Source organism: Clostridia bacterium (assembly GCA_017405765.1).
Lineage (GTDB): Bacteria > Bacillota > Clostridia > Oscillospirales > RGIG577 > RGIG577.
On sequence record JAFQZS010000022.1, the window covers coordinates 20,332 to 32,487 of the forward strand.

13 protein-coding genes are annotated in these 12,156 nt (G+C 46.3%); 10 read left to right on the forward strand and 3 right to left on the reverse strand.

What is annotated here, in order from left to right; all coding sequences use genetic code 11:
- Position 1 precedes the first annotated feature (1 nt).
- A complete protein-coding gene (locus IJG50_04075) occupies positions 2-670 on the forward strand; it encodes a hypothetical protein (protein MBQ3379027.1) in 669 nt (222 codons plus the stop codon).
- 35 nt (positions 671-705) lie between these two features.
- Positions 706-1,380, forward strand: a complete 675-nt coding sequence (locus tag IJG50_04080; GenBank protein MBQ3379028.1) for a hypothetical protein — start codon at positions 706-708, stop codon at positions 1,378-1,380.
- 71 nt (positions 1,381-1,451) lie between these two features.
- On the opposite strand, the gene pyrB is transcribed toward IJG50_04080, so the two are convergent.
- Positions 1,452-2,531 (reverse strand): aspartate carbamoyltransferase, encoded by a 1,080-nt coding sequence (pyrB, locus tag IJG50_04085; GenBank protein MBQ3379029.1) that lies wholly within the window; start codon positions 2,529-2,531, stop codon positions 1,452-1,454.
- Between the two features lie 147 nt (positions 2,532-2,678).
- Between pyrB and IJG50_04090 the strand changes: the two genes are divergently transcribed.
- From IJG50_04090 to IJG50_04125, 8 genes are all read left to right on the forward strand, one after another.
- Positions 2,679-3,179, forward strand: a complete 501-nt coding sequence (locus IJG50_04090; GenBank protein ID MBQ3379030.1) for a flavodoxin family protein — start codon at positions 2,679-2,681, stop codon at positions 3,177-3,179.
- A gap of 357 nt (positions 3,180-3,536) precedes the next feature.
- Positions 3,537-4,310 carry a hypothetical protein gene (locus IJG50_04095; GenBank protein MBQ3379031.1) on the forward strand — a complete coding sequence of 258 codons (774 nt, stop codon included), beginning with the start codon at positions 3,537-3,539 and terminating at the stop codon, positions 4,308-4,310.
- A 56-nt stretch (positions 4,311-4,366) separates the two neighbouring features.
- Positions 4,367-4,795 (forward strand): hypothetical protein, encoded by a 429-nt coding sequence (locus tag IJG50_04100; GenBank protein MBQ3379032.1) that lies wholly within the window; start codon positions 4,367-4,369, stop codon positions 4,793-4,795.
- Between the two features lie 248 nt (positions 4,796-5,043).
- Positions 5,044-5,874 (forward strand): SDR family oxidoreductase, encoded by an 831-nt coding sequence (locus tag IJG50_04105; GenBank protein ID MBQ3379033.1) that lies wholly within the window; start codon positions 5,044-5,046, stop codon positions 5,872-5,874.
- 98 nt (positions 5,875-5,972) lie between these two features.
- Positions 5,973-6,803, forward strand: a complete 831-nt coding sequence (locus tag IJG50_04110) for an SDR family oxidoreductase (GenBank protein MBQ3379034.1) — start codon at positions 5,973-5,975, stop codon at positions 6,801-6,803.
- 78 nt (positions 6,804-6,881) lie between these two features.
- A complete protein-coding gene (locus IJG50_04115; protein MBQ3379035.1) occupies positions 6,882-7,712 on the forward strand; it encodes an SDR family oxidoreductase in 831 nt (276 codons plus the stop codon).
- A gap of 192 nt (positions 7,713-7,904) precedes the next feature.
- Positions 7,905-8,726, forward strand: coding sequence for an SDR family oxidoreductase (locus tag IJG50_04120; protein ID MBQ3379036.1), 822 nt, complete (start codon positions 7,905-7,907; stop codon positions 8,724-8,726).
- Between the two features lie 176 nt (positions 8,727-8,902).
- Entirely contained in the window at positions 8,903-9,721 is an 819-nt protein-coding gene (locus IJG50_04125) for an SDR family oxidoreductase (protein ID MBQ3379037.1), read from the forward strand.
- A 530-nt stretch (positions 9,722-10,251) separates the two neighbouring features.
- On the opposite strand, the gene IJG50_04130 is transcribed toward IJG50_04125, so the two are convergent.
- Complete coding sequence (locus IJG50_04130) at positions 10,252-11,415, reverse strand: hypothetical protein (protein ID MBQ3379038.1); 1,164 nt, start codon at positions 11,413-11,415, stop codon at positions 10,252-10,254.
- Positions 11,416-11,909: 494 nt separating this feature from the next.
- On the reverse strand, positions 11,910-12,156 hold a 247-nt coding region (locus tag IJG50_04135; GenBank protein MBQ3379039.1), incomplete at its 5' end, for an IS30 family transposase.

A 12,156-nucleotide genomic window follows, 5' to 3' on the forward strand; every position in this document is an offset into this window, starting at 1 on the left:
TATGCAGACGCCGCACGATTTTTTGCTTTATCAAGGTTATGAACAATGCCACAAGGAGGCGTATCCTTCAAGACATAATGAGATCTATATGGCGTGCGCGCTCAATCCGGACTGCATGCTTATAGAATATATGCTTAAAACGACCCCCGATATTGATTTTGAGGCGAAGATGCTTTCGTTCCTTTATGAAAAAGGTGTGAAGGTGCCGAAAATCATGGCAAAAGACGAGCATACGCTGATGATAGAATATCTGCGCGGCGGCACGCTTTCGGAAAAGCTTTCGGAAAGCGAGAAAAAGGGCGAGGATTTTTCCTTATGCGCGGCCGCTTTAAAGGATTGGCTCGTAAGCTTTCACAAGGTCTGCAGAGACTTTCAAGGCGGCGGGATCTCGTCTGCGGGCGATCTGTCTCTTACCAATTTCACGCTTGCGCCCTCAGGCGCTGTATACAAATACGACTTTGATAAAGGTGATTATACGGGCAGCTTTAAGGACGATCTTCATACGCTTGCGGCCGAGATAATTATGTGCGAGCCGTTTGATACGGAGTATAAGAGAAAAGCCGCGAAGGAGCTTCTCGGAGACGATTATAATAAAGAAGCGCTCGCCGACGCGCTTATAAGAGTATGCGGGGCGGCAGGAAAAGCGAGTATTCCCGACGCCGCGCTTTGAACGCGCCATTACGATGATTTGCGGGGCATGATATTATGAATGAGCTAAAAATAAATTACGACCTTCTTATGATAAAAGATATGTGGGGGAACGCCCGCTTTTTCGGCGGAAATCAGGAATGGTATACTACGCGTCTTCAAAGGCTTGCCGGCTGCGGTGCAACTACGGGTTCATGCATCGTGATGTACGAAATGAGAAAACATGGCTGCGGCGTTTACAGCGTAAAAGACTTCAGGCAGCTTATGAACGAAATGTGGGGATTTATCACTCCGGGGCAGCGAGGCGTAGACTCCGTTGAAATGTTCGCAACGGGATTTGAGCGATATATGAGCGAAAACGCCATATCGCACGATGACAGAAAAAGCCTCGAGGTTCCTCAGTGCAAGCACAAAAGGCCGCCTAAGGCCGTAGTATTTGCCTTTTTAAAGGATGCTTTGCAAAACGATACTCCGATAGCTTTTCTTAATCTCGGCTGCGGAATGGAAACACGGCTTGATTCATGGCACTGGGTAACGATAACCGGAGCAAAATATATTTCAAATCTCGATATGCTTACGGTGGAAATTGCCGACGAGGGCGTTTTAAAGAAAATAGATCTTGGACTCTGGCTTGAAACTACCAATATGGGCGGTGGTTTTGTATATTACAATAATATGGCAATAAAGGATTCGGAAACGACAGAGAATAATAACGACGCCAGGGCAGGCTGATAAGAGAATAAAACGGCGCGCAGAAAAAGTGAGATAAAGCTTTTCAATGCGCGCCGTTTAATTTTAATGATCTACTTAGTTTTATATTGCTTTTCACAGTACAGGCAGTAACGTATGTCCGGATGGCTTTTTACGCGCGCGAACATGGGCGGAAGATAATGCTCGTGATTCGTTATGCAGCGAGGGTTGTCGCAGCGCGCGTCTGTATCTATAAGCGCGGGCAGACGTACGTTTTCTGTCGGAGAGTTGAGCATGTGATATATAAGCGCCATGCGTATATACATGCCGTAGCGCGCCTGCTTGAAATATACGGCGCGTTCGTCGTCGTCAACGTCGTGAGATATCTCGTCCACCCGCGGAAGCGGGTGCATAACAAGCATGTCCGACTTGGCAGAGGCAAGCTTTTCGCGGTTCAATATGTAAACGCCTTTTGATTTATTGTATTCATCCTCGCTTGTGAACCTTTCACGCTGTATGCGCGTCATATAAAGGATATCAAGATGAGGTATGGCGTCTTCCAGGCTTTCCGTCTCCGTGTACTCATAGCCTTTCCTTGCAAGCATTGAGAGCAGGCGGGGAGGGACCTTAAGATTTGAGGGTGAAATAAAGTAGAACTTGATATTCTTGAAATGAGACATCGCTTTTATAAGCGAATGTACGGTGCGCCCGTTTATAAGGTCGCCGCACATGCCTATCGTGAGGTCGTTTGTGCGTCCCTTTTCCATGCGTATGGTAGTAAGGTCTGTCAAAGTCTGAGTGGGGTGAAGATGACCGCCGTCGCCTGCATTTATGAGCGCGGTGTTTTCGCATTCCATAGCTGCCGCAAAGGCTGCGCCTTCGAGCGGATGGCGTATCGTTATTATATCGGCGTAGCCCGATATGACCTTTATCGTGTCCTTTAATACTTCGCCCTTGGAAACGGAGGAGTTTTTCGGCTCGGAAAAGCCTATGATCTGTCCGCCGAGACGAAGCATGGCCGACTGAAAGGAAAACATCGTCCTTGTGGAGGGCTCAAAAAAAAGCGTGGCCATTATGCGCCCCTCACAGCTTTTCATGTATTTAGAGGGGTTTTCCATAATGTCGCGCGCCGTGTCGAAAAGAATATCCCATTCTGCAAGGCTTAAATCATTGAAATCAACAAGATGACGTATGAACATTTGTTTTGCACCTGCCTTTGTTTTAACCGATCGACTGTATTTCCTTTAACAAACATGATATCATAATTAAAAAGACGTTTCAATTCATAAGAGCATATTTTAAAGCATATTTTATTGTTTTTTGCCGAAGGTGGTGTTTTTATGAGATGTTTTGTACTATTCGGATCGCCGCACAAAAACGGAAATACGGTGCGACTTTTGAACGATTTTCTTAAAAAAGAACGCATAAGCGAATACGATATTGTTTTCGCATACGATATCTCTTTGTCGCCGTGTACGGACTGCGGCGGATGCAGAAAAGACGGATCCTGCGTTAAAACGGATTTTAATATTGTAAAAAGCATATATGAAAAAATCGTTTCAGCTGACATATTTGTTTTGGCCTCGCCGGTATATTTCAACTCTGCACCTGCGCCGCTCAAATGCGCAATAGACAGAATGCAGCCGTTTTATATAAAAAAATTCGTGCTTGGCGATAGGACGAAAAAAAAGCCGCGCGGCGTGCTTATCCTCAGCGGCGGAGAAAAGGAGCGCGAAGGCAAAAGGGAGATGCTTAAAGAACAGTTCAAATATGTGTTCGATGTATTCGGATTTGAAATATCGGAGTATATTTACGCCGCGGGCGCCGACGCGGAAGAATAAAACTATCGTTATGGATATTTAACACAAAATTTGCCGATAGGAGGCTTGCAAATGAATAATGTGAGTCCGTTTTGTACGTGCAGAGACTTAAAGTGCCCCTTTCACCCGTCGAACCACGATCGCGGCTGTGATCCATGCATCGCAAAGAATCTTAAACAGAGGGAGGTCCCTTCCTGCTTTTTCAATTTGGTGGAGACCGAACGCAAAGGTAAAGGATACAAGTTTGAGGATTTTGCAAACAGAGTGTTGGATCGGCAGTAAATACCGGTCTGTCGAAAAAAACAAGCGAAGCTTATATGGCAGCATACTTTTTTACAGGAGAGACACGCAATACGAAGAACGATGAGGATATAAGATATGTACAGTGAACAGGATCTAAAACATGCGGCGGAATTTCGGGAAGAGATCCACAGGGAAGCTTTGGCGAAGGTCAGAGCTGTCTATCCGGACGCCGATCATGTCATTGACAGATATCCGGCGGACGCCTATTTTCAGGAGGTCTGGGACTATCCCGGAAAATGGTATACGATGGTCGCTACGCCGCCGGGGGCCGGCAGCCGGAAGGATCTGGTCGGCGCCATTGTGCGCGAAACGCTGGAGTGTTACAGGACATCAGGAAAAACTTATACCGACGATGCGTTTTATCGGCTGATCGAAGAATATCCGGATGTCGTCTGCGATTACTGCCTAATAAATGCTGCAGATCGGTATGCGCAAACAGACGGCGTTTTCCCGTATCGCGGCGTCGATTCGCACCGCCTTGCATTGGGCTGCGCCGTACGCCGGCTTTTTGACGACGGCAGGGAATGGTCTTACGATCTTAGGCGCGCAAGGTGCAGAAAGCTCAAAAGCAAAGCGCTGTTTGCTTCGGCCAACGCTGACGAGTGGCTGAATTATAGAAAAGCGTTTCTTTGTCCGACGTACGGAAATCCCTATACGGACGACGATTTCGAGCGTATCAACGCCGTCTTATTTCCCGCAGGAGCGGATGGACTTGAAGTTTACAGATGGACGACGGACTGGTCGGAATACTTTGAAGAAGGTAACGAACATGGGGGCGCGCTCTGCCTGACCGTTTACGACAGATCGCTTGACCGTTTTGTCGTCATCATGGCGTCGCCGGCGGATTGACGTATTCAAATTTATGAAGATAGGATCCCGTCGAATCGGGATGGAGGAGAGGTTTTATGAGTGTTAAGAAAGAGTATCGTTTTTACGGCCAAAATACAGCCGACCTGAAAGACAAGCGCGGCTTAACGCCGCGCGATTATTACGATCTGCTCTCGGACGTATGGTGCGCCGAAACGTGTGCCCCGAGAATGCGCGGCAGCTGGTCGCCGGAGAATAAAACGCTCGGACAATGCTCTATTACGGCGTTCCTTATGCAGGATATCTACGGCGGCAAGGTTTACGGTGTTCAGCTGGACGACGGGAGTTTTCACTGCTTTAACGAGGTTTGCGGCCGTGTGTTCGACTTAACGAGCGAACAGTTCGGCGACGTTGTATTGAATTATGACGATTGCTGTGAACAGTTCCGTGAGACTCATTTTGCCAATGAGGAAAAACTGCGGAGATATGAAGTTTTGAAAGAACGTCTTTTTTCCAAGCTGGCCTAGGCGGTAAGGCAAAAAATGATTTGTAAAATCGCTTAAGCACAGCTTTTTTAGCGTTGACGAAGCTCGATCCGGAATACAACCGATCCGACGTTTCGGCTTCTTGGGCGCATACCCTCTGCCATCGTTGAAAAAATTTATCGTTATAAATATTTATCACAAAAAAGTATTTGACATACCACAAAAATGTGGTATATTTGACATATAAGGCTGTATAAAATAACAGCAAACGAAAGGAGCGAAAAAATATCATGGGAAACATTACTTGGAATTTTAAAGGCAAGGTAGTTGTTATCACCGGTTCGGCAACCGGTATAGGCCGCGGGACCGCATTGCAGTTTGCAAAGGCCGGCGCAGACATTGCGCTTTGCGACTTCAATTTTGATGAAGTATCTAAAACTGCCGAGAAGTGCCAGGCTCTGTCGTCCGGCAAGGTCAAGGCGTACAAGATGAACGTTACGAACGTTGACGAGATCGCCGCCGCTAAGGAAGCCATCTTAAAGGACTTCGGCACCGTTGACATTCTCTTCTCAAACGCAGGCATAGCGTCCAAGGTAATGGGCCCGCCGCTTGAAAACATACCGGATTCCGACTGGGAGTCTACGTTCGCCGTTAATACTCTCGGTATGGTAAAGGTTTGCCGCGCGTTCGCGCCGATATTCAGAGAGAAGAAGGCCGGCAAGGTAATACTTACGTCCTCGATAGCATCCTGGACCTCGACTCCGCGCACCATGCCTTACAGCGCATCGAAGATCGCTACGGTAAGCTTCGCACAGGCATTCTCCATCGAGATGGGCGCATACAACGTAAACGTAAATACGATATGCCCCGGCTTCGTATATACCAACATCTATTCCGACGGTACGGCTCTCAAGTACAGAGAAGCTATCGGCGGTCCCTTAAAGCAGTTCAACGACAACGAATCCGTAATGAACTACATGGCTTCGGCAGGCAGCTCGCTGCACCGTCCGCAGACGGTAGACGATATGGCGTACACCGTTATGTTCCTGTCGTCCGATGAGGCAAGCGAGATCACCGGCAGCGTTATCAACGTTGACTCCGGCTTCGTTAAGAGAGTTTAATTACATATCGTTTTAAGCATTGCGGGCGGAATGCACGATAAGAGAACACGGCCTTCCGCCCGTTTTCTTTTATTTGCTTTACGAAAGGAGAGAAAAGCATGAGCAACATAACGTGGAATTTTGAAGGAAAGGTAGTCGTAATAACGGGCTCGGCAACGGGCATAGGCCGCGGCACCGCATTGCAGTTCGCAAAGGCGGGCGCGAGCCTCGCGCTCTGCGACCTTAACTTCGAGGAAGTATCGAGAACGGCCGAAAAGTGTCAGGCGCTCACATCGGGCAAGGTAAAGGCGTACAGGATGGACGTAACGAACGTTGACGAGATCGCCGCCGCAAAGGAAGCCATCTTAAAGGATTTCGGCACGGTAGACGTTCTCTTCTCCAACGCGGGCGTATCTCCCAAGGTAATGGGCCCGCCGATCTCGAAGATACCGATCTCCGACTGGGAGAGAACGTATCAGATAAACACGCTTGGCATGGTAAAGGTATGCAACGCCTTCTGCGAAATATTCAAGGAGAAAAAGGCGGGCAAGATCATCATCACCTCATCGGCGGCCGCATATAAAATCAGCCCGCTCGTAGCTCCCTACGGCGCGTCGAAGATAGCCGTGCTCAATTTTGCGCAGTCTCTCTCCATGGAGATGGGAGAATACAATACTAACGTAAACGTAATCTGCCCCGGATTCGTTTATACGAATATTTATTCGGACGGCACGGCAATGAAATACAAGGACATTCTTGGCGGAGCGCTCAATCAGCTCAACGACGGCGAATCCGTTATGAATGCCGTGGCGTCCGCGACAAGCTCGCTGCACAGGCCTCAGACGGTAGACGACATGGCGTATACCGTTATGTTCCTCGCATCGGAGGAGGCAAGCGAGATCACCGGCAGCGCGTTCAACGTTGACTCTGGCTACATAAAGAAGATTTAATCACTTGATTAAGATACGGCTACGTTTTTCGCAGCCGTATCTTTTTTATATTAAACAAAATAATAAGGAGGGCGAAACATGGGCAGTGTGGCTTATAATTACAAGGGCGACGTAGTCGTTATCACGGGCGCGGGCTCGGGCATAGGCAAGGGAACGGCGCTTGAGTTCGCAAAGGCGGGCGCAAGCATTGCGATCTGCGACGTAAATCTTGAAGCGGCCGAAAAAACGGCGGAGGAGTGCCGTGCGCTGACGTCGGGAAAGGTCATCGCGGTAAAAATGGACGTTACCAACGACGAAGAGATAAGCGCGGCAAAGGATGCGATACTTAAAGAGATGGGCACCGTTGATATTCTCTTTTCGAACGCGGGCGTCTCGTCAAAGGTCATGGGGCCTCCGCTTGAAAGCATTCCGAACAGCGACTGGGAGCTCGTGCTTCAGGTAAACACACTCGGCATGGTCAAGGTGTGCCGCACGTTCGCTCCGATCTTTAAGGAAAAGAGAGCCGGCAAAATAGTTATGACGTCATCCATCGCGGCATACACTTCCACGCCGCGCTCAATGCAATACAGCGTTTCAAAGCTTGCGACGATCGGCTTCGCGCACGCCTTCTCAATCGAAATGGGCGAGTATAACGTAAACGTGAACACGATCTGCCCGGGATTCGTTTATACGAACATCTACGCGGACGGCACGGGCATGAAATTCAGAAACGCAATAGGCGGGCCGCTCTTAAAATTCACCGACAACGAGTCCGTAATGAACGCGATGGCTGCCGCGGGCAGCTCCCTCAGGCGCGCTCAGAAGGTGGAGGATATGGCGTACGCCGTCTTGTTCCTCTGCTCCGATCAGGCGAAAGAGATAACGGGACAGGTATTGAACGTTGATTCCGGTTACGTGAACAGGATCTAATATTGCAGCAGAGTTATCTCGGTGAAATACGGCTCCGCAAAAGCGGGGCCGTATTTTTTTATGCAAAATTGTTTCAAATTAACATTATTCATTTGACAAATATAATGAAAAAACATATTATTAAATCAAGAATTAGTTAATATTTAACTATATACGGGTAAAATTACAAAATAATTTTAAGGAGGACAAAACATGGGAAGCATTGCTTATAACTTTAAGGGCGACGTAGTTGTGATCACGGGCGCGGCTTCGGGCATAGGAAAGGGAACGGCGCTCCAGTTTGCTAAGGCGGGCGCAGATTTGGCGCTTTGTGACTTCAACGCCGATGGCGGCGAAGCTGTCGCAAAGGAATGCCGCGATTTGGGCGTTAAGGCAAAGTTTTATCAGATGGACACGACAAATACCGAGAGAGTAAACGCCGTTCGCGACGAGGTCTTAAAGGACTTCGGCAAGGTTACGTGCCTATTTGCCAACGCGGGCGTATCTCAGGACGTTATGGGCCCGCCTCTTGAGAGCGTGCCCGACGAAACGTGGGAAAAGACGATAGCCGTAAATACTATGGGCTGCATCAAGGTTTGCCGCGCGTTCGCTATCCCCATGAAGGAAGCAAACTACGGCAAAATAGTTATGACCTCGTCCATAGCCGTTTATTCGTTAAGCCCGATAATGGCGGCTTACAATGTATCGAAGATGGGCGTTCTTGCTTTCATGGGAACGCTTTGCTCCGAGCTCGGCAACTACAACATAAACGTAAACGCAGTATGCCCCGGCTTCGTATACACCCCGATGTACTCCGAGGGCGGCGCGCTTCGCATCCGCGATAAGTCGAAGGTGCTGGGAAAGATTCAGGACCCGAAGACGGTAGTAGAGACCATGGCTTCGACGTCGGCGCTCCACCGAATGCAGACGGTAGACGACCTTGCGAACGGCGTTATGTTCCTTTGTGCAGAGAACTCGAAGGAGATAACGGGACAGGTGCTCAACGTAGACTCCGGCGCGGCACGCAGAATTTAAAGAAACAACCTTATTTAAAAAATACGGCTCCGCAAAAGCGGGGCCGTGTTTTTTAATGCAAAACTGTATATTTTCCCATATATGGTTTGACAAAATGCATAAATAGTTATATTATATTTGTTAGAAGTTTAGTTCAAAGCTTAACTGAATTATAAATTTTAAGGAGGCAGATTATCATGGGTGTTACTAAGTATGATTTCAAAGGCGACGTAGCCGTTGTTACCGGTGCAGCTTCCGGTATAGGCCGTTGCGTAGCTCTTTCTTTTGCTGAGGCAGGAGCAGACGTAGCAGTTTGCGACTTCAGCGAAAAGGGCGAAGAGACTGCAGCGCTTTGCCGCGAGAAGGGCGTTAAGGCAAAGTTCTACAAGATGGACGTTACCAACAACGAGAACGTTATCGCTGTTCGTGACGAAGTAGTTAAGGATTTCGGCAAAGTTACTTGCTTACATTCCAACGCAGGTATTTCTCAGACCGTTATGGGTCCTCCGCTTGATGCTATCCCGGACGACGTTTGGGAGAAGGTATTCGCAGTAAACCTTTTCGGTACCGTTAAGGTTTGCCGTGCATTTGCTGAGCCGATGAAGGCAGCTAACTTCGGTAAGATCGTTATTACGGCTTCCGTTGCTGCATTCCAGCAGAGCCCGCTTATGCCTGTTTACAACTGCTCCAAGATCGCAGCTCTCAGCTTCATGTCCACTCTCTGCAAGGAGCTTGGCAACTACAACATCAACGTAAACGCTATCAACCCCGGTTACGTTAATACTCCTATATACTCCGGCGGCGGCGCTATGCTCGTTAAGGAGAAGGTTCCGGCTCTCCAGAAGCTCGAAACCTCTGAGCAGGTAGTTAAGGCTATCGCATCCGGCAGCGCGCTCCATCGTCCGCAGACCGTTGAAGATATGGCTAACGGCGTTCTCTTCCTTTGCTCCGACACTTCGAAGGAAATCAGCGGCGTTTACCTCAACATCGACTCCGGCGCGATCTGCAGAATCTAAGTTTACAGTTTTGCATAACAAAAAGAGAGGCCGCAGCATATAAAAAATGCTGCGGCCTCTCTTTGTTTGTTTTAATCCAGATTATAAATGGACTACTCAAAGTAAGTTATTGAGTAGCCCATTTGCCGTTTTGTTCCTTTGAGTTGGCTTCGATTTACATGATCCTTTAAACTAAGTAAGAATAACTGACCACCAGGTTCGACACAATCATTTTACACTAATCCTGTCAAAGAATTTCAATGGGTGTATTCTAAATTCTTTACTAATTTCATACTTTTTTTAACATATGATGTTATCTTATTGCTCTTTTGTCATATAAGAAGCTGGTAGTTCAATTTGAACATCTTTCTTGGAAATCGATCCATTATACTTAAAAAAGAAACGAACAGAATACGATTTCTTTTCCACGAGAGGCTCCCGAAATAGAATACTATGATCTTTAGTATAATCAAAGTGCTTTTCTATTACTTCGCCTCCTCTAAGTAAATAGAAGGCAGATTCTCCTTCCGCTAACAACGATTTAGGCCATTCTAAGGAAAAGAACAAATGGCCGCCATCTCCCTAAGTTCATAACTATACTTTATCATCTCTATAGACGTTTTCACAGGTAATTCATACTGTTTTGTGATTCCTTTATACCTCACATTGCAGATAAGCTTTGTGTTTTTGTGGTCAAACTCCGTAAAATCAAACTCTCGTTCCAATTCTTTTGCAAATGGACTATATGCAAAAGTCTCGCCAAATCTAACAAAAGCAAACGAGAATTCCAAGTCATTCGGAGCATCATTTGAGAGCTTTAGTATTAATTTCAGTCTGTCATTTACGAAAAAAGCGTCTGCTTTCATATTCAGACCATAAAAAAAATCAATCTTAAAAACACTTGTTCTCAAATCTTTGATCATCATATTAATGGTCTGTTCCTTACTCATCAACCCATTATGTTCCAAAACATTAGAGTACAACGTAATTTTTAAAGCTGATCCTTGATCCAAAAGGTCATATTCCTCCACCAGTCTAAGATAGGGGCTCAACATTTTGGCGGAATCAAAGCTAGCGTTTATGCCAGTTTTTTTATAGATATTCTGCACATAATGTATTTGAGGACAATACTGTTCCTTACGAATAAATGCTACAACATTTACCCGTTCTTCAATTAAGCTTTCACCTGACTTGAGAACACATTCCTTAAATTGTTTAACTCTTGAAGGATAAAAACTTTCTACAAAAATCTGCGGGTTAAATACAGTGGCTCTGCTTCTAAGCATGCATGCTAACATAATAGACATAAATCCGCCACCCGCTGAGCCAAAGAATAACGTATCTTCAATTGTTATTTGCAAATCATTCAGTATTATCTTGCAGATATCTCCGATTTCCTGCAGATACCACCTATCATTATTGCCATAACCCCAGCAAAGATTTGCATCCCCGTCATAAATTGTCGGGTCAAAATAATATATTGTCGTTGCCGGAATATCTTCTGCCCAAGTGGATCTTGAGAAGATCGGCAGAGGAACATTAGCAGTTATGGCGCCGGTTCCCAAAATGATAGCTCCCTTATATTCCGGTCTATACTTTACCAAAAATTCAAACTTGACCCCGTCTTTCATTATTTCAAAGAGGGTTTGCGTCTTTGTAGCGAAGGAAGTCTTATTGATTTGCTCAAAAGATATTCTTTCCATCGGATATCCCACTATTATTCATCCTCCTATCTCTCGTCTGTTAATGCTGCCTATTTATCCATCCTAGCTTGAGATTTTTTCTTATCAATTGAAAGATCGCCAGTTGGAGAAACATAAAAGAACAAAGTATCCTGGGACACCTTTCTGCCCAGTCCATCTCGCAATATTCCACGTACTTTATAGGAACCGGAGTTCAAAGTTGAGCAGTCGATCTGGAAACAGTTGTTAGACTGATAGTCTTGAGAAGCGATAGCATGGTCATTTTTACTATCCTTCAATACTATCCATGCATACTGATTACCTTTGGAAACAACGCTAAGGTTAGTCAGCTTGATCACAGCCCCCTCACAGCTATATGTTACTTCAAGAAAATCTCTTTCTCTTCTTGGACAAATGACATGACGCGCCATAGTACGTTCACTATCAACAATAATCGTATGATTATTTGAAACTTCAAAAAACAGGACATCACAAGACTGCTTATTCTTCTTTTCATTGGCGGGTTGTCAAGTCAAGTGCAACAGTTGGTCTGAAAAGACCTCATAGGGAGTTGACCAATTAAGGCATTTGCGGGGTCTTAGGTTTATCAGTGCAACAAATCGGGATAATTCATCATCAGTCATGTCGCCTAAGTCTCTGTGTTTAGGTATGAATTGACGCAGCAATCCATTGGTATTCTCATTTGACGGTCTTTCCCACGGCGAATGCGGATGTGCGAAGTAAACCTTTGTATTAAGATCACTTTCCATACCG